Here is a 16,995-nt window from a genome sequence, read left to right on the forward strand (position 1 = left end):
CCCTTCCGCAGCGGCGGATGGACCGGGGAAAAACCCGAAGGGCGGCGTACATGGATGTACGCCGTTCGCGGCAGGGGCAGGATGCCCCTTCCGCGAATCCCCGGTGCATCCGCGGACCCGGAGCGCGTAGCGCGGAGGGCGCAAGGCAGGGCGCGCTTTCTTTTGGTTACCTTTTCTTTGCGCGAGCAAAGAAAAGTAACTCGCCCGCGAGGGCGAAAGCCTTTGCTGTTGCTTCAAGCTTTCGTGTCGGACAAGAAGAACCGTAGGAGCGGCTTCAGCAGCGACCAGCGTAATCGATCATGCATGTCGCGGCGTAAGCCGCTCCTACAATCCAGCGGCCGCCGCAGTAGCAGCAAATGCAAGAGCAAAAGCTTTCGCCTTGCGGCGAGTTACTTTTCTTTGCTTGTGCAAAGAAAAGTAACCAAAAGAAAGCACACCCTGCCTACGCGCCCTCCGCGCTTCGCGCTCCGGGTCCGCGTCCAGCCCGGGGATCCGCGGAAGGGGCATCCTGCCCCTGCCGCGGACGGCGTACATCCATGTACGCCGCCCCTTCGGGGTTTTTCCCCGCGCTGGCCGCCGCTTCGGAAGGGAACCCGGCAAGTCAAAAGCAAGAACAACGGCAACGGCAGAAGCAACAGCAAAAGCAACAACCGCTGCAGCTGCACTTGCAACAGCAACAGAAAAATCAAAAGCAAAAGCAACGGTAATTACATCGCCGCCATCGGCGACCGCATCGCCTCCACCTCGTCCACCGCCAGGAACACCACCATGTCCACCCTCGTCACCCTGCGCAACGTCACCAAGACCTACCAGCGCGGCCCCGAGAAAGTCCAGGTCCTGCACGGCATCGACCTGGATATCGCCCGTGGCGACTTCGTCGCCCTGATGGGTCCGTCCGGCTCCGGCAAGACCACCCTGCTCAACCTGATCGGCGGGCTGGATTCGCCCAGCGGCGGCGAGATCGAGATCGAAGGCCAGCGCATCGACCGCATGAGCGGCGGGCAGCTCGCCACCTGGCGCAGCCACCACGTCGGCTTCGTGTTCCAGTTCTACAACCTGATGCCGATGCTCACCGCGCAGAAGAACGTCGAACTGCCGCTGCTGCTGACCTCGCTCAGCGCCGCCCAGCGCAAGCGCAATGCCGAGATCGCGCTGACCCTGGTCGGCCTGGCCGAGCGCCGCAACCACAAGCCCAGCGAACTGTCCGGCGGACAGCAGCAGCGCGTGGCCATCGCCCGCGCCATCGTCTCCGACCCCACCTTCCTGATCTGCGACGAACCCACCGGCGACCTCGACCGGCGTTCGGCCGAGGACGTGCTGGGCCTGCTGCAGGAACTCAACCGCAGCCACGGCAAGACCATCGTCATGGTCACCCACGATCCCAAGGCCGCCGAGTACGCCACCCACACCGTGCACCTGGACAAGGGCGAGCTGGCCGACGCGCCGGCCGCGCACTGAGCGAGGCGATGCCATGAAGTATTTTTCGTTGATCTGGGCACAACTGTTCCGCAGCAAGACGCGAACAGTGCTGACCCTATTCTCGGTGATCGTCGCGTTCCTGCTGTTCGGCCTGCTCGACTCGGTGCGCGTCGCGTTCACCGCCGGCGGCTCGGTGGAAGGCGTCAACCGCCTGGTCGTGGCCTCGCGCCTGTCGATCACCCAGTCGCTGCCGGTGCGCCTGGAAGCGCAGATCCGCAGCGTGCCGGGCGTGCGCGACGTGACTTATGCGATGTGGTTCGGCGGCATCTACAAGGATCCCAAGGACTTCTTCCCCAACTTCTCGGTGGCGCCGAACTTCTTCGACGTGTACAGCGAATACGAGATGCCGCCGGAGCAGCTCAAGGCGTTCCGCGACACCCGCACCGGTGCGGCGGTGGGCGAGGCGCTGGCGAAGAAGAACGGCTGGAAGGTCGGCGACGTGATCCCGCTGCAGGCCACCATCTTCCCGCGCGGCGGCAGCAACGACTGGCCGCTGGAACTGAAGGCGATCTTCCGCGCCAAGGACCGCGCCAACGTGCAGGCGGAGAACCAGTTGATGATGAACTGGAAATACTTCGACGAGAGCAACGACTACATCAAGGGCCGGGTCAGCTGGTACACGGTGCGGCTGGACAATCCCGAGCACGCCTCGCGCGTAGCGCAGGCGATCGATGCGCTGTCGGCCAACTCCGACCACGAGACCAAGTCGCAGACCGAGTCGGCATTCCAGCAGGCCTTCGTCAAGCAGTTCGCCGACATCGGCCTGATCGTCACCTCGATCATGGGCGCGGTGTTCTTCACCCTGGTGCTGCTGACCGGCAACACCATGGCGCAGGCGGTGCGCGAACGCATTCCGGAACTGGCCACGCTCAAGACCCTGGGCTTCCAGGACCGCACCGTGCTGACCCTGGTGATCGTGGAGTCGGTGCTGTTGATCGTGCTCGGCGGCCTGCTCGGCATGGCGCTGGCGGCGGCGGCGATCCCGGTGCTGGCCAGCGCCAGCCGCGGCGCACTGCCGGTGCACGCGGTGCCGCTGCAGACCTGGCTGATCGGCGCGGCGCTGATGCTGGTCATCGGCGTGGTGGTCGGCCTGCTGCCGGCGCTGCGCGCGCAGCGGCTGAAGATCGTCGACGCCCTGGCCGGGCGCTGAGCCCGCCTCTTCTCTCCAGCACAGCGATGCCACGGACGGCGACGCAGACCCGAGGAACAACGCAATGAAGATGCAATGGTTATGGAATGTCCTGGCGATCGCGGCGCTGGCGCTCGGCCTGGGAATCTGGATCGCCCTGCCCTGGTTCCTGGTGCTGGCGCTGGTGGCGGTGCTCGCCGTGCTGCTGCTGGTCACCCGCAGCGGCCGGCTGTCGCTCGCCGCCGCGCGCATCGGCATCGCCAGCCTGCCGCAGCGTTGGGGCGCCAGTTCGGTGATCGTGGTCGGCATCGCCGGCGTGGTCGGCGTGCTGGTGGCGATGCTGGCGATGGGCCAGGGCTTCCAGGCGACCCTGGACAGCACCGGCGACGACACCACCGCCATCGTCCTGCGCGGCGGCTCGCAGGCCGAGACCAACTCGGTCATCACCCGCGACCAGGTGCCCTTGATCGCCAGCCTGGCCGGTGTGGCGCGCGGCGCCGACAACCGCCCGCTGGTCTCGCCGGAACTGTCGCAGGTGGTGAACCTGCAGTCCAAGTCCGACGGCACCGACGTCAACGCGCAGTTCCGCGGCGTCGGCGAGCAGGGCTGGGCGGTGCACGACAAGGTCAGGATTCTGCAGGGCCGTCGCTTCACCCCCGGCCTGCGCGAGATCGTGGTCGGCAAGGGCGCGCAATCGCAGTTCCGCGGCCTGCAGCTCGGTCAGACCCTGACCCTGGGCAACCAGGCCTGGACCGTGGTCGGCGTGTTCGCCAGCGGCGACGCGCACGACTCGGAACTGTGGACCGACACCCAGACCCTGGCCACCACCTACAACCGCAGCGCCTACCAGTCGATCAGCGTGCGCACCCAGGGCCAGGACGGCTTCCGCCAGTTCAAGGCGGCGATGGACGCCGACCCGCGGCTGAAGCTGGACGTGTTCACCACCCGCGAGTACTACCGCAAGCAGGGCGGCAACCTCAGCAAGGTGCTGGAGATCCTGGGCACCTTCATCGGCACCATCATGGCGATCGGCGCGGTGTTCGGCGCGCTCAACACCATGTACGCGGCGGTCGCCACCCGTGCCCGCGAGATCGCCACGATGCGCGCGCTGGGCTTCCGCGGGCTGCCGGTGGTGGTGGCGGTGATGCTGGAGACCATGCTGCTGGCGCTGCTCGGCGGGGTGCTGGGCGGGCTGATCGCCTGGGCGATCTTCAACGGCTACAGCGTCTCCACCCTGGGCAGCAACTTCAGCCAGGTGGTGTTCCAGTTCAAGGTGTCCCCGCCGCTGCTGTGGACCGGGCTGAAGTGGGCGCTGGGCATCGGCCTGGTCGGCGGCCTGTTCCCGGCGCTGCGCGCGGCGCGGCTGCCGATCACCACCGCCCTGCGCGCGCTGTAGCGCCAGGACTGAACGCGCCGGGCCGGGACCGCTGTCCCGGCCCGGCCCAATGGCGGCTGACGCGTCATCGTTCCGTCATCGAAACGCGGTAGAACGGCCGCCGCCGAGGCGCTAGCCTGCGCGGCCATTTGGTTCCACGCCGCCACGCCCATGTCCTCGCGCCTGCGCCTGCTGCTCGTCCTCTGCGCCAGCCTGTGGCTGAGCGCCTGCTCCTCCACCTCGCTCAGCGACCGCCTGGTCGCGCCGGGCGGCGTGTCGCCGTTGATGGACGAGGAGCGCATCCAGAGCCTGCTGGCGACCCTGCCCAACCGCAGCGGCCACGTGGTGGTGCCGGGCGGCATCCCGATCTTCTGGCGCGCCATCGACCCGGGCGACTACCACATGCGCTACCGCTACGAGCATGCCGGCCGCGATGCCAGCGGCCACGAGCACGCCGATTTCGCCATGGACGTGGGCACGCCGGCGCCGGCCTCGCACATGGCCCCGCGCGGCACCGTGGTGCTGCTGCACGGCTGGATGATGGACGGCGACTCGCTGCTGCCGTGGTCGCTGGACCTGGCCCAGGCCGGCTACCGCAGCATCAGCATCGACCTGCGCAACCACGGCCGCTCCGGCGGCGGCCCGGCCGGCTACGGCACCCGCGAGTCCGACGACGTGGTCGCGGTGATCCGCGCCCTGCGCGCCAGCGGCGAAGTGCAGGGTCCGGTGTACCTGTTCGGCGTGTCCTACGGCGCGGCCACCGCGCTGTTCGCCGCGCAGAAGCTCGGCGACCAGGTCGACGGCGTGGTCGCGATGGAGTCCTTCGCCAACGCCGGCCGCGGCATCCGCGACATGATCCCGCACATGCTCGCCAGCCGCCCGCGCGGCTGGATGGCCAGCGCGGCGATGGACCTGGCGCGCTGGCGCTACGGCGGGCAGAACCTGGATGCGGTGATCGCCAACGCCAATCAGCGCCTGGCGCTCAACCTGGACCAGGTCGACGTCACCGCCGCCGCGCGCGCCGCGCCGGCCTGCGTGCTGCTGCTACACGGCAGCGCCGACCAGCACATCCCGGTGGCGCACGGCCGCCTGCTGGCGCTGGACGCCCCGCGCGCGCACTACCTGGAGATGCCCGGCGAGAACCACCTGAGCCTGCCGATGCGGCTGGATCTGCTGGCGCCGACCGTGGAGGACTGGTTCGCCGACTTGCAGTCGCCGAGCCACGGCGGCCGCTGCCCGCAGCCGCTGCCGCCGCGTGCGGACCCCGAGCTGCAGCTCACCGGTGGGCCGGCCGCGAGCGGTAGCCGCGGCTGAGCGGCGGGATGACCAGCCATTCGGCTGTGGAAAGCAGGGAGGCGGGATTGGGGATTCGTAACAGCGGGCTGTACTGTCGGCCTGCTGGTTCCGCGGCGGCTCATGCTCTTGCCAATCCCCAATCCCCAATCCCTAATCCCTAATCCCTAATCCCCGCTCGCCGCCACAAGCTCTCGCCGGCGAACAGCAGCAAGCCGATCCAAATGGCGGCAAAGCCGATCGCCTTGCCCGCGTCGAACGGCTCGCGGAAGAACCACACGCCCAGCAGCAGTTGCAGGCTCGGTGCGATGTACTGCAGCAGCCCCACCAGCGACAGCGGGATACGTCGCACGCCGTAGGCGAAACCGATCAGCGGCACCGCGGTGACCACGCCGCCGAATGCCAGCAGTAGATCGTTGCGCCAGCCCCACGCACCGACGAAGCCGCCACCGTGGCCGGCCTCGCCCCACAGCACGAAGCCCAGCGCCGGCAGGAACAGGTACAGGCTCTCCACCCCCAGCCCTGCCACCGCATCCACCTGCACCAGCTTGCGCAACAGGCCGTACAGCCCGAACGAGCCGGCCAGGCCCAGCGCGATCCACGGCAGCGTGCCGGCGTCGACGGTCAGCCAGGCCACGCCCAGCGCGGCGCAGGCAACGGCCAGCCATTGCAGCGGACGCAGCCGCTCGCGCAGCACCAGCACCCCGAGCAGCACGTTGACCAGCGGATTGATGAAGTAGCCCAGGCTGGTCTCGATCACGTGGCCGGCATTGACCGCCCAGATGTACAGGCCCCAGTTGAAGGCGATCGCCACGCTGCTCAGCGCCAGCGTGGCCAGCGCGCGCGGCTGCGCGGCAATGCGCCGCCACCACTGCAGGCGTGCGCTGTACACCAGCCAGGCCACCACCAGCAGCGTGCTCCAGACGATGCGGTGGGCGATGATGTGCGGCGACGGCACCGCCTGCAGCAGGTGCCAGTACACCGGCACCACGCCCCACAGCGCGAAGGTCGCCGCGGTGATCCACAGGCCGCGCCGGGCCTCCTGCGCGGCGACCGCGGTCATCGCCGGGTCCTCGCCACGGTGATCACCACCACGCCGGCCAGGATCACCGCCATCGCACCGAAATCGCTGGCGCTGAAGCGTTCGCTGCCGAGCCAACTGCCCAGCGCCACCGCGATCACCGGATTGACGTAGGCATAGCTGCCGGCCAGCGCCGGGCGTACGTTCTGCAGCAGCCACACGTAGGCGGTGAAGGCGACGATCGAGCCGAACACGCACAGGTAGGCCACCGCCAGCATCCCCTGCGTACTCGGCAGCGTGTGCAGGCGTTCGCCGCTGAGCAGGCCGATCGCCACCAGCATCACCCCGCCGCACAGCATCTGCCCGGCGGCGGCCATGAACGGCATCGGCAGATCGCGCCCGCGCGACCACACCGAGCCGAACGCCCAGCCGACCGGCGCGATCAACAGCAGCACCAGGCCCAGCGGGCTGGCATTGAGACTACTGCCGGCGTTGAGCCACACCACGCCGGCGAAGCCGACCACGATGCCCAGCCATTCGCCGCGGCTGGCGTGGTGGCCGCGCAGCGTGCCGAACAGCGCCATCCACAGCGGCACCGAGGCCACCGCCACCGCCGCCAGCCCCGAGGACACCTGACGCTCGGCCAGCACCACCAGGCCGTTGCCGCAGACCAGCATGAGCGCGCCGAGCATGGCCAGCGGCCGCCACTGCGCGCGCGTGGGCGCGGGCACCCCGCGCCAGCGCAGCACCGCGTACAGCACGCTGCCGGCGATCACGAAGCGCGTGCCGGAGACCACGCTCAACGGCGGCGCGCCGCCTTCCAGGGCGAAGCGGATCGCCAGATAGGTCGAGCCCCAGACGACATAGACCAGGAACAGGGCGAGAACGACGAAGCCGCCGCGCGCAGGCGCAGCGGCGACAGGAGCAGAAGGCATCGGACGGCGCCAGAGACAGCGGGGGCGCTATTCTAGAGCACCTGGTCTGCGCGCAAGCCGTCTCGCCCGCGCGCGGCGCGCTGCCGCGGCGTACAGATCGTTCGTCGAGAAAGGAGTCGTGGATGACATCACACCGCACCTGGCTCGCGCTGCCCCTGCTGGCGGCGCTGGGCAGCAACAGCGCGGCACGCCCGCCTGCCGGACCCTGGGACTTGAACGGACATCAGTTGCTGGAAGCCCCGCTGGACGGCTCGCTGGCAGACGACCTGGGTCCACAGCAACCGCAGGAACTGCGGGTCATGGTGTCCTCGCGCACGGCGGCCGCCTACATGCTCGGCATCGCGGCCGGCAGCGAGGGCGCGCGATGGTGCCGACCGGCCGGCCAGTCCGGTCCACCGGATGTCCAGGCACTGGTCGCCGATCTCGGCGCGCTGCCCGATACGCGCCTGGACGAACGCGCCAGCGACCTGGTCGTGCAGGCCCTGGCCAAACGGTACCCCTGCAAACCCGCCAAGCCACGCCGCCCATCGCACTGAGGGCGCCGACTGCCTCAAGGTCGCGTCGGCGCGACGAGGCAGTGATGAGCCGCTGGCGCGACGATGCGTCGGGTGCCGCACGGGCATCCACACTGGCACCGCAGCCACCGCCAGCGGCGCCCGGCGCTCCACCGTGATCACCAGGCCGCGGCGCTGCAGGTCCGCGTGGGCGCGCCAACAGCCAGACCAGCAGCGCGCAGCAGATGAAGGTTCTCAATCAGGTCGCGTCAGCTGCCGCCACTGCGCATGGCCGACCCGCGCCGCGCTCTGGCCGAAGAAACGAGACCGGCCTCGCGCAAGGAGTGTGCTGCTCAATGCAGTTCTGACCCCTGAAGTTTCCACCGATCAGCCGACGTCCATGACAGCGCAACTGCAGCCCGTTCCGGCGCTCCACAGCCCCCGAAAAACCTAAGAGACGGTTCAGCCGCACGGGCGTATCTGTACGCACACACACCCGCTCGCTGCGCACCGCCATGGCCATCGATACCGCACTGTCGCCGCTCGGCACCGTCACTCCTTACGGCGCGTCGCCCTATGGCTTTTCCGCAGCGAGTGCCTCCAGCGGTTCGGCTCAAGCCGGCAACCCGATCGTGGCCAGCACCGATCAGGCCGCGGTGCAGCAGGCGGTGGAATTGTCCGGCGAGGCCTCGGTGATCTTCAGCCTCGGCGGCCTCGCGGGAACCACCCCAGCCGACACGGGCCTGACCTACAACGCGGCCGGGCTGTTCAACAGCATCGTCAGCGCCGGCCCCACCGATGCGGCCTCGACCTCGTCTGCCGGCACCTCCACCTCGACCGCCGGCTCGTCGACCTCGACCGGCACCGGGCCGTATCCCACCCTCGACCAGGCCACGCAAACGTACGACCAAGGCCTGCTCGGCACCATCACCGCGCCGCCGTCGACCCCGGGCCTGTACAACGCCTCCGGCGTCTTCAGCAGCCAGGGCCTGACCCCGCAGCTGTCGTCGCTGCTGCAGTCCGATCCCAGCCTCAGCGGCACGGTCACCGGCGACCTACTCAATCAGGGCATCGTCGGCGGGTTGATCGACACCACTGCCTGAGCAGTGCGGCATGGTCGCCTGCGGCACCCGCACGCACCTGGCACGGTAGAAACGGCTTCAGGCCACTTCTAGCGCGCGCTTTTCGCAGCCTTGCCGAACACCGCGTTGTTCTCTCGCAGGAGCGGCTTCAACCGCGACAGGCATTGCCGGTCACGCCCCGTCGCGGCTGAACGCGTGGCCTTGCGCCACCCGCGAAGATCCCCTTCTCCCGGAACCCTCAGCGCAACCGCGCATGTCGCTGGCCAACGGTCCTGGCACCGCGCAGCCAACGTGCTGTGACGGCACTCGTAAGTCGCTCGACCGGCGTCGCTCAGCCCGGCATCGCCGGACCACAGGCCTCGGCCGGATCGCTGTTCGCCGGCAAGGCATGTCGCTCCAAGGCATCGGCGTCGCCGCCCGCATCGCCGGCCAGCGCATCGTTGGCCGCCTGTGCCGCACCTCCCATGAACAGGGAAGCGGACAGCAGCAACATGCGCATCGGGTTCACGGTCACGACCTGGCAACAAGCGGGCCGCACAGTGTAGAGAATGGCGTCGTGCGGAGACAGCACGGCGACGCATTCGTGTGCGCGAAACCGGCCGCCGTTCAGCGCGCGGGACGATCCAGCCAGCAGGCCAGGCCCTGCGCATTGAGTTCGATGTCCATGTGCAGCACACGCTCCACGCCGGCATCGTCCAGCGGACAGCCATGCAGCCGCGCCCGCTCCAGATACAGCGCGGTCAGCGCCGCGACCAGGCAGCGATGGCGGTCGGAACGGCCGTCGCAGCCACGCGCGATCGCCACCATCGCCTCCAGTTGCTCCAGCAGCTCCGCCGCCAGCGTCTCGGCGCCCTCCACCGGACCGTAGTGGGTGAGGTACAGCGTCTGCGGCGCGTAGCCGAGCATGCGCTGGATCGAGGCCTGCATCGCTTCCGGCTCGAACTGCACCGGCGACGAGGTCGGGATCGCGAACGCACCGCGCGTGCTGTCCAGTTCGCGGTAGGACAGGCCGAAGGTGTCGCCACTGAACCAGCTGCGGCTGCGTGCATCCCACACGCACAGGTGATGGCGGGCGTGCCCGGGGGTGTCGATGCACAACAGCTCGCGCCTGGCCAGCGACAGGCGATGGCCGTCCTCGGCCACCACCACGCGCTCCGCCGGTACCGGCACGATGCTGCCGTAGCTGCGCGCCATCTCCGCCTCGCCGTACACCGCGGTGGCGCCGGCGATCAGCCGCGCCGGATCGATCATGTGCGGCGCACCGCGCGGATGCACCAGCAGACGCGCGTTCGGCAGGTGCTGCAGCAGCGCACCCGCACCGCCGGCATGGTCCAGGTGCACGTGGGTGAGGATCAGCCAGTCCACGTCGGCCGGCGCCAGACCGGCCTGCGCCAGGGCGTCCAGCAGCAGCGGCACGGCATGGCTGGTGCCGCAGTCGACGAAGGCGCCGCGCCCGTTCTCCACGATCAGGTAGGCGGCATCGAACTGCGCGCGCTGGAAGCCGGTATCGACGAGATGGATGCTGGGATCGCGTGGCATGGCGCAGAAGCGTGGCTGGGCGAAGCTCCATTCTAGGCGGTATGGAGGATGCTGCCAGTGCCGGGCGGCAAGGGCCGGATGAGGACGAATAACGGAAACGCCGGAGACCCGACAGCCCATTGTGGGAGGGACTTCAGTCCCGACTGCATGCGGCCGGCAAACACACGCGCTTCGGATGTCGCGATGGAACGCGTCATTTGTCTGTAGGAGTCGACCGTCATGCAGCCGCGACAAGCGAAGCCGAGCGCCGCCTGACACCCTCCGTCGTCGGGACTGAAGTCCCTCCCACAATGCAATCCTCCGACAAGGCTAGTGCCGCCCTGTCGGAGCCGCTTCTACGACGGACCGCCGCGCGAGCGCTCAGCCCGCCTCGCGCAGCCGCGCCAGCGCCGCCAGCACCGTCTCGGCCGCTGCTTCCAGGGTCACCGGCGCCGCCTGCAGCGCCTCGGCCTGTGCGGCCTGCTTGAGCGCGGCGATGGTCTGCCCGGCGTCGCGCGGCGAGGCGAAGCCGCCGCTCTGCAACAGCAGCACGCCCTCGCCATCGAGCAGCTTGAAGTAGAACTGGCCGTCGGCCTCGCGGTACTGCTTGAAGCTCGGCAGCGCCTGCTTGGCCGTCGCCGCTTCGGTAGCGCCATCGGCCTGCGCCGACAGATCGCGCAGGCCCACCGCGTGCCGCAGCTCAGCCAGGAACGGGATCGCATAGCGTTCGCGCAGGCGCTGCGCGTTGTCGCGCAGGATCGCCTCGATGTCCTGCGGGCGCGCCATCAGCGCTTCGTAGCGCACGCGCATCGGCGCGATCTCGGCATCGATGCGCTCGAACAGCTGCTGCTTGGCCTCGCCCCAGCCGATGCCGGCGGCGAACGCCTGCGCGAACGCGGCCGTCTCCTCGACGCTGGCGAAGGCCTGGTACAGCTGGAACAGCGCAGAGCCCTCGGTCTCCTTCGGCTCGCCGGGCGCGCGCGAATCGGTGACGATGGCGAACACCCGCTTCTTCAGCTCCTCGCGCGGGGCGAACAGCGGAATGGTGTTGTCGTAGCTCTTGCTCATCTTGCGCCCGTCCAACCCGGGCAGCGTCGCCACCTGCTCGTCGATCAGCGCGTCGGGCAGCACGAAGTGCTCGCGGCCGTAGACGTGGTTGAAGCGCTGCGCGAAATCGCGCGCCATCTCGATGTGCTGGATCTGGTCGCGGCCCACCGGCACCTGCTGCGCCTTGAACAGCAGGATGTCGGCGGCCATCAGCACCGGATACATGAACAGGCCGGCGGTGACCCCGGCATCGTCGTCCTCGCCGTCGGCGCGGTTCTTGTCCACCGCGGCCTTGTAGGCGTGCGCACGATTGAGGATGCCCTTGCCGGCGACGCAGGTCAGGAACCAGGTCAGCTCATTGGTCTCCGGCACGTCCGACTGGCGGTAGAACCACACCTGCGCCGGATCCAGGCCCGCCGCCAGCCAGGTCGCCGCGATCTCCAGGGTCGAGCGCTGGGTCCGCGCCGGGTCCTGCGCCTTGATCAGGCTGTGCAGATCGGCTAGGAAGAAGAAGCTCTCGATGCCGGGACGCCGGCTGGCCTGCAGCGCGGGGCGGATGGCGCCGACGTAGTTGCCAAGGTGCGGCGTGCCGGAGGTGGTGATGCCGGTGAGAACGCGGGTGGTCATGCGGAATGGACGGTCAGGGGGAAACCCGGCGAGTTTACCCGCTGCGCGACAACCCCGTTCCGGCGCGTGGTGCGTTCAATCCGGCGTCCCCGTCCTGGAGTCGCCGCGATGCACGTTCCTGCTCCTTCCCTGCCCCGCCGTTCCCGTTCCCTCGCCGTGCTCGCCTTCGCGCTGCTGTGCATCGGCGGGCTGTGCGGCTTCCGTCCATGGCCATCGCCACCGAGCTCGGCGCCGGCGGTGCAGCTGCAGGTGATCGATCGCGATGCCGGCGACGATCCGCTGCCCGCGCATGCCTGGCGCGGCGAGCGCTGGATCGCCGCCACGCCCGGCCACCGCTACGCGTTGCGCCTGACCAACCTGACCGGCGCGCGGGTGCTGGTGGTGCTGTCGGTGGACGGCGTCAACGCGGTCAGTGGCCAGACCGCGGCCAGCGACCAGCGCGGCTATGTGCTGGCGCCGTGGCAACAAACCGAGATCGCCGGGTGGCGCAAATCGTCCGAGGACGTGGCGCAGTTCGTGTTCACCGACCTGGAGGACAGCTATGCGGCACGCACCGGACGTCCGCGCAACGTGGGCGTGATCGGCATGGCGGTGTTCGACGAAGCGCGGGCATGGCCCGATACCGTCCCGGGTGACGCAGGCGTCGACGCCGAGAGAGCTTCCAACGCAGCCGCGCGCGCGGCAACGCCCGGCGTCCCGGCGCCGGGCGCGCCGCCTGCACCGGCAGCGGCCGCCGACGTCCCGCAACGCAGTGCGGCCGCGCCCCTCGCGGCGGCACCGTCCGCGGACGCGCGGGCGTATGCGCGCGAAGGCACCTCCGCTGCCCGCGTGCAGCAGCGCCTGGGCACCGGCCACGGCGCGCGCGAGTGGTCGCCCTCGCGCGTCACCGAATTCGAGCGCGCCAGCGACGTGCCGATGCAACGGACCGAGCTGCGCTACGACAGCCGCGCACGGCTGATCGCACGCGGCGTGCTGCCACGCGAGACGCCGACGCCGCGCGTGGCGGTCGCGCCGAATGCGTTCCCCGGCGACTACGTGCCGGATCCGCCGGCGCGTTGAATCGGCACAGACGCAAAAAAACACGGGCCGCAATGCGGCCCGTGTCGACGACGCGGGAGCGGTGTGCGCCTCAGTCGTGGTATTCCTTGCCCAGGCTGTCGCGGAACGCGTGCACTTCCTTCTCGGCGCGGTCGCGCGCCCAGCCGTAGCGCTCCTGCAGCTTGCCGGCCAGGTACTGGGTGTTGCCCTCGGCAACGTCGAAGTCGTCGTCGGTCAGGTCGCCCCACTGCGCCTTGATCTTGCCCTTGAGCTGGGTCCACTTGCCGGCAATGATGTCTTTGTTCATGGCATCTCTCGTGATGTGTGAATGGCGCTGCACGCCGTTTGCGCAGCATCGCGCGGCCTGCGTCGCGGACCGATCAACGCAGCGTCAGCGCCGCATGAGCATCGTGAACCGTTACGCATGGCCGGCAGTCGCGCAAAAAAAAACGGGCCGGCAAGCCGACCCGTTTCTGGTGACCGAGCCGAGGCTCAGTTCTTGGCGGCGTCTTGGACCTTCTCGCCCGCCTTCTGCACGTCCTTACCGGCACCGGCAACGGTGTTGCAACCGGCCAGCAGGCCCACCGAGAACATCGCCAGCAGCATCCACGCAAACGTACGCTTCATGGGTTTAACTCCTTCACTTGGTCATGGGACGCGGCACGCGGCCGCGCGAAACTCAGCACTTGCCAGCGCTGCAATCCTGCGCCTTGTCTTCCACCTTCTCGCCCGCCTTCTGCATGTCCTTGCCGGCGCCGGCAACGGTGTTGCAGCCGGTCAGCACACCAGCGCAAAACAGGGTCAGCATCAACAGGGTGGTCAGTCGCTTCATCGGGTCGTCCTCGGCAGTCGCAGGTGGTCGGGGTGGGCGGCGATAGGCGTCGCCGCGCTACCGTCTGGGGGTGAATCTGCCGTCACGACTGTGGATTTCACGTGAATGAACCGGCGACCCATTCAGGGTGAGCCCGCGTCGCTCAGTCCCGCATCAGGGTCGATTTGCCGAACAGGCTCTCCACCAGGTCCACGGCCAGCTCCGCAGTCAGGTTGCGGTGGTCCAGTACCGGATTCAGCTCCACGATGTCCAGCGAGGCCATGCGCCCGCTGTCGGCGATCATCTCCATCACCAGTTGCGCCTCGCGGTAGTTGGGGCCGCCGGGCACGGTGGTGCCGACACCCGGGGCGATGCTGGGGTCGAGGAAGTCCACGTCGAAGCTGACGTGCAGATGGGTGTCGGCGTCGAGCCCGTCCAGCGCCGCCTCCATGGTCCGCTTCATGCCCATCTCGTCGATGTAGCGCATGTCGTACACGTCCACGCGGTGCTGCTTGATCAGCCGCTTCTCGTCCGGGTCGACCGAGCGGATGCCGATCTGCCGCACCTGCTCCGGGCGCAACGCCGGCGCGCTGCCGCCGAGCTCGGTCAGCGCCTGCGGGCCCAGCCCGCACAGGCAGGCCACCGGCATGCCATGCACGTTGCCCGACGGCGTGACCTCGCTGGTATTGAAGTCCGAATGCGCGTCCAGCCACAGCACGCGCAGCTTGCGGCCCTGCTCGCGGCAGTACCGCGCCACCGCGGTGATCGAACCGATGCCCAGGCAATGGTCGCCGCCGAGCACGATCGGCATGCGCCCGGCGCGCAGCTCGGCGTAGCTGGCCTCCATCAGCGCGCGGTTCCAGGCCACCACCTCGTCCAGGTGGCGGTAGCCGTCGACCGGCGCCTGCCAGGGATTGCGCGGGCCATCGATGTTGCCGATGTCGCGCACCTCGACACCACGATTGGCCAGCGCCTCATGCAGGCCGGCGATACGCAGCGCCTCCGGCCCCATGCGCGCACCGCGATGACCCGCACCGATGTCGGTAGGCACGCCGATGAGGGAAACCGGCAGAAAGGAGGACTTCATGCGCATACGCTCCAGCCAAAAAAAGTGACCCAGTCTAGCGGGACCGGCATGGCACGACTCGCCGCGTCGCAGCAGGCGGCATGCCTGCGCTTGCAGTTGTGTTGAATGACGGACGTGCGGCGCAAGGTGGATGCCGGCGGTTGTGGCTGATGCGAGAAGCCGTGGTCCACGGCTGCAGAGGCAACACACCGGATGCATGCGCATCGACGTGAGCAGTCAATCGCTGAGGACTGCATCGAGGACTCTGCGTCGCTCGCCCTCGCCAAAGAGGGCTCGGCATCGTCAGCTCTTCCGGCGAGGAAGCTCGCAGCAAGCCCGCAGCGCACCTGCCCAAGGCCCGCGGTTGGACGGCGGCGGCGCTGGCTGGCGACGCTGCTCTGCCGTTTATGGAGATCGCCTTGGAAAAACCGTTGACCGTGACCCTGGAGGCCGCGTTCGCCGGGCTCACGTTCCTTCCCTGGTTCGCGTGGGCGCACAACAGCCTCAACCCCATGCTGATCCTGCACGCAGACCACGTGGAGTACCGCGTGCTGCGCACGCGCACCCGTCCGTACCGCGAGATCGCCAGCGTGGACTATCGGAAGGCATGGGGAACCGAGAACGTCGTGCTGGCGTTCCAGGGAGCGAAGACGACCTTCATCGCGAACACCGGGCTGCTCCGGCGCACCAGAGAGGCCATCGCCTTCTTGCAGCAGCAGGGTTGTCCGCTTTCCGCGCGCGCAGTCCTTGCTCATGCCGCGAAGCCCGTAGCGCAGCTCGCGACAACACGTGGCGATCCAACCGCGCTTCGGTTGAGCGGCTGTTGCCTCGCGAGTGTGCTGCTGCGTGCTTGCCATCCGCCACGCCACACCCTGCTCGCGTGACGCGCAGTTGCTCCCTGCTCGACCGGATGTTCGTGAGGGCACGCGACAGAAAGCAAAAACCCGCTGTTTCAGCGGATTGATGGCGCAGCGCGGACATCTGCGGATGCCGGCGGATCGAAGATGGTGCCGCTTATCCGAATCGAACGGATGACCTACTGTTTACAAGACAGTTGCTCTACCGACTGAGCTAAAGCGGCAAGATGGACGACGCCCGCGGGCGGGCCCGGGGCAGTCTACCTGCTGGCGCGGGCCTCGACACGCCCTATGGCGCGGCGCCGTGCACAGGCGCCGCATTCTAGCGCAGCGTGGCGCAGTCCACGGTGCGCTGCCGCGCGGCGCCGAGCTGGCGGCGCAGGGTCGCGGCCTGCACCGCGGAGTCGGCGCGCAGGTCCAGCCACCAGCGCGACTGGCCGCTGCCGCCGCTGGGGATCAGGTCGGCGTTGAAGCCGGCACGGGCCAGTTCCTGGCGGCGGCGCTCGGCCCCCTCGCGGCTGCGGTACTGGCCCAGGGCGATGGCGTTGCCGGCATCGCCCTGGCGCAATGGGTAATAGTCGCGGATGCCGGCGGCGACGATGCGCTCGGTGGCCTGCCTGAGGCCGTCCTCGCCGCCGATGGTCGGCAAGATCACGCGGAAGCTGGTGGCGTCGCTGTCGGCGGCCTCGCGCAGGCGCGGACGCGGCGCGCCCGGGGCCAGCGCGGCGACGGCCGCCTGCGCCGCATCGCGGTCCGGGTACGGTCCTATGCTCAGGCACACCGCCGCGTCGGCGGCGGGCTTCGCCGCAGGCTCGACCTGGGCCTGGGTTGGAGCGGGCGCAGGCACGGCAGCGGGCGGCGCGGGCGCATTGGAGGGTGCAGCGGTGGTCGGAGCCACCGGCGCGTCAGCCTGCGCCGGAACCGCTCCGACAATATCGGCGGCGACGGCGGTGTCCGCTTGCGCATCGGCTGGCGCGGCGACAGGCGCAGACGCCGGCGGAGTTGGCGCAGCAGCCGGCGCCGGCGCTTCATTGACCAGTTGCAGCGTCGCCACCCCGGCCGGCACGGCCGGCATCGGCACCGGGGGCGGCGTCGGCGGCTGCATCGCCCACCACATCGCGACGCCGAGGTTGAGGATGGTCAGGACGACGAGCAGGGCGCGAACGAGCATGGCCGGATTCTAGAGCGTGCGATGCACCTTGGGAGAGACAGTGGCGTTTGCG

19 protein-coding genes and 1 tRNA gene are annotated in these 16,995 nt (G+C 69.2%); 9 read left to right on the forward strand and 11 right to left on the reverse strand.

The window, feature by feature from the left end; translation table 11 throughout:
- Window positions 1-536 precede the first annotated feature (536 nt).
- The 5 genes from ACHWVH_RS07990 to ACHWVH_RS08010 all read left to right on the forward strand — a co-directional run bounded on the left by ACHWVH_RS07990 (window position 537) and on the right by ACHWVH_RS08010 (window position 5,297).
- A complete protein-coding gene (locus ACHWVH_RS07990) occupies window positions 537-707 on the forward strand; it encodes a hypothetical protein (RefSeq protein WP_153752516.1) in 171 nt (56 codons plus the stop codon).
- A gap of 61 nt (window positions 708-768) precedes the next feature.
- On the forward strand, window positions 769-1,458 hold the full coding sequence (locus ACHWVH_RS07995) for an ABC transporter ATP-binding protein (RefSeq protein WP_017908954.1): 690 nt from the start codon (window positions 769-771) through the stop codon (window positions 1,456-1,458).
- A gap of 13 nt (window positions 1,459-1,471) precedes the next feature.
- Window positions 1,472-2,629, forward strand: a complete 1,158-nt coding sequence (locus tag ACHWVH_RS08000) for an ABC transporter permease (protein ID WP_152246529.1) — start codon at window positions 1,472-1,474, stop codon at window positions 2,627-2,629.
- 64 nt (window positions 2,630-2,693) lie between these two features.
- Window positions 2,694-4,004: an ABC transporter permease gene (locus ACHWVH_RS08005; protein WP_394686958.1), complete on the forward strand. Its 1,311-nt coding sequence runs from the start codon at window positions 2,694-2,696 to the stop codon at window positions 4,002-4,004.
- Between the two features lie 150 nt (window positions 4,005-4,154).
- Window positions 4,155-5,297: an alpha/beta fold hydrolase gene (locus ACHWVH_RS08010; RefSeq protein ID WP_267083912.1), complete on the forward strand. Its 1,143-nt coding sequence runs from the start codon at window positions 4,155-4,157 to the stop codon at window positions 5,295-5,297.
- A gap of 139 nt (window positions 5,298-5,436) precedes the next feature.
- Here ACHWVH_RS08010 and rarD read toward each other — a convergent pair whose 3' ends face one another.
- Both rarD and yedA read right to left on the reverse strand, forming a co-directional pair.
- On the reverse strand, window positions 5,437-6,339 hold the full coding sequence (rarD, locus tag ACHWVH_RS08015) for an EamA family transporter RarD (protein WP_295924483.1): 903 nt from the start codon (window positions 6,337-6,339) through the stop codon (window positions 5,437-5,439).
- Complete coding sequence (gene yedA / locus ACHWVH_RS08020) at window positions 6,336-7,232, reverse strand: drug/metabolite exporter YedA (protein ID WP_148829938.1); 897 nt, start codon at window positions 7,230-7,232, stop codon at window positions 6,336-6,338. Before yedA ends, rarD begins: the two co-directional genes overlap by 4 nt.
- A 122-nt stretch (window positions 7,233-7,354) precedes the next feature.
- On the opposite strand from yedA, the gene ACHWVH_RS08025 reads away from it, so the two are divergent.
- Both ACHWVH_RS08025 and ACHWVH_RS08030 read left to right on the forward strand, forming a co-directional pair.
- Window positions 7,355-7,768 (forward strand): Rap1a/Tai family immunity protein, encoded by a 414-nt coding sequence (locus ACHWVH_RS08025; RefSeq protein ID WP_267093063.1) that lies wholly within the window; start codon window positions 7,355-7,357, stop codon window positions 7,766-7,768.
- Between the two features lie 473 nt (window positions 7,769-8,241).
- The gene (locus ACHWVH_RS08030) at window positions 8,242-8,829 is read left to right on the forward strand and encodes a hypothetical protein (protein ID WP_394686959.1); all 588 of its coding nucleotides are present in this window, start codon (window positions 8,242-8,244) and stop codon (window positions 8,827-8,829) included.
- Window positions 8,830-9,139: 310 nt separating this feature from the next.
- On the opposite strand, the gene ACHWVH_RS08035 is transcribed toward ACHWVH_RS08030, so the two are convergent.
- From ACHWVH_RS08035 to ACHWVH_RS08045, 3 genes are all read right to left on the reverse strand, one after another.
- Window positions 9,140-9,379 carry a peptidase gene (locus ACHWVH_RS08035; RefSeq protein ID WP_394686960.1) on the reverse strand — a complete coding sequence of 80 codons (240 nt, stop codon included), beginning with the start codon at window positions 9,377-9,379 and terminating at the stop codon, window positions 9,140-9,142.
- Window positions 9,380-9,414: 35 nt separating this feature from the next.
- Window positions 9,415-10,347: an MBL fold metallo-hydrolase gene (locus ACHWVH_RS08040; protein WP_394686961.1), complete on the reverse strand. Its 933-nt coding sequence runs from the start codon at window positions 10,345-10,347 to the stop codon at window positions 9,415-9,417.
- Between the two features lie 360 nt (window positions 10,348-10,707).
- A complete protein-coding gene (locus ACHWVH_RS08045; RefSeq protein ID WP_394686962.1) occupies window positions 10,708-12,000 on the reverse strand; it encodes a tryptophan--tRNA ligase in 1,293 nt (430 codons plus the stop codon).
- 108 nt (window positions 12,001-12,108) lie between these two features.
- On the opposite strand from ACHWVH_RS08045, the gene ACHWVH_RS08050 reads away from it, so the two are divergent.
- Window positions 12,109-13,059: a hypothetical protein gene (locus ACHWVH_RS08050; protein ID WP_394686963.1), complete on the forward strand. Its 951-nt coding sequence runs from the start codon at window positions 12,109-12,111 to the stop codon at window positions 13,057-13,059.
- Window positions 13,060-13,129: 70 nt separating this feature from the next.
- On the opposite strand, the gene ACHWVH_RS08055 is transcribed toward ACHWVH_RS08050, so the two are convergent.
- The 4 genes from ACHWVH_RS08055 to rocF all read right to left on the reverse strand — a co-directional run bounded on the left by ACHWVH_RS08055 (window position 13,130) and on the right by rocF (window position 14,936).
- Window positions 13,130-13,345: a CsbD family protein gene (locus ACHWVH_RS08055; protein WP_010341025.1), complete on the reverse strand. Its 216-nt coding sequence runs from the start codon at window positions 13,343-13,345 to the stop codon at window positions 13,130-13,132.
- Window positions 13,346-13,530: 185 nt separating this feature from the next.
- Window positions 13,531-13,665 carry an entericidin A/B family lipoprotein gene (locus tag ACHWVH_RS08060; RefSeq protein WP_026143575.1) on the reverse strand — a complete coding sequence of 45 codons (135 nt, stop codon included), beginning with the start codon at window positions 13,663-13,665 and terminating at the stop codon, window positions 13,531-13,533.
- Between the two features lie 52 nt (window positions 13,666-13,717).
- Window positions 13,718-13,870, reverse strand: coding sequence for an entericidin A/B family lipoprotein (locus ACHWVH_RS08065; protein ID WP_010341023.1), 153 nt, complete (start codon window positions 13,868-13,870; stop codon window positions 13,718-13,720).
- A 142-nt stretch (window positions 13,871-14,012) separates the two neighbouring features.
- The gene (gene rocF / locus ACHWVH_RS08070) at window positions 14,013-14,936 is read right to left on the reverse strand and encodes an arginase (RefSeq protein WP_026144365.1); all 924 of its coding nucleotides are present in this window, start codon (window positions 14,934-14,936) and stop codon (window positions 14,013-14,015) included.
- A gap of 398 nt (window positions 14,937-15,334) precedes the next feature.
- On the opposite strand from rocF, the gene ACHWVH_RS08075 reads away from it, so the two are divergent.
- On the forward strand, window positions 15,335-15,799 hold the full coding sequence (locus ACHWVH_RS08075) for a hypothetical protein (protein ID WP_394686964.1): 465 nt from the start codon (window positions 15,335-15,337) through the stop codon (window positions 15,797-15,799).
- 121 nt (window positions 15,800-15,920) lie between these two features.
- Here the strand turns inward: ACHWVH_RS08075 and ACHWVH_RS08080 are convergent.
- Together ACHWVH_RS08080 and ACHWVH_RS08085 are read right to left on the reverse strand one after the other, a co-directional pair.
- Window positions 15,921-15,996 (reverse strand) — tRNA-Thr (locus tag ACHWVH_RS08080).
- 98 nt (window positions 15,997-16,094) lie between these two features.
- Window positions 16,095-16,943, reverse strand: coding sequence for an SPOR domain-containing protein (locus ACHWVH_RS08085; protein WP_394686965.1), 849 nt, complete (start codon window positions 16,941-16,943; stop codon window positions 16,095-16,097).
- Window positions 16,944-16,995: the final 52 nt, after the last annotated feature.

Origin of the sequence: uncultured Xanthomonas sp. (genome assembly GCF_964278005.1) — a bacterium.
GTDB classification, from domain to species: Bacteria; Pseudomonadota; Gammaproteobacteria; order Xanthomonadales; family Xanthomonadaceae; genus Xanthomonas_A; species Xanthomonas_A sontii.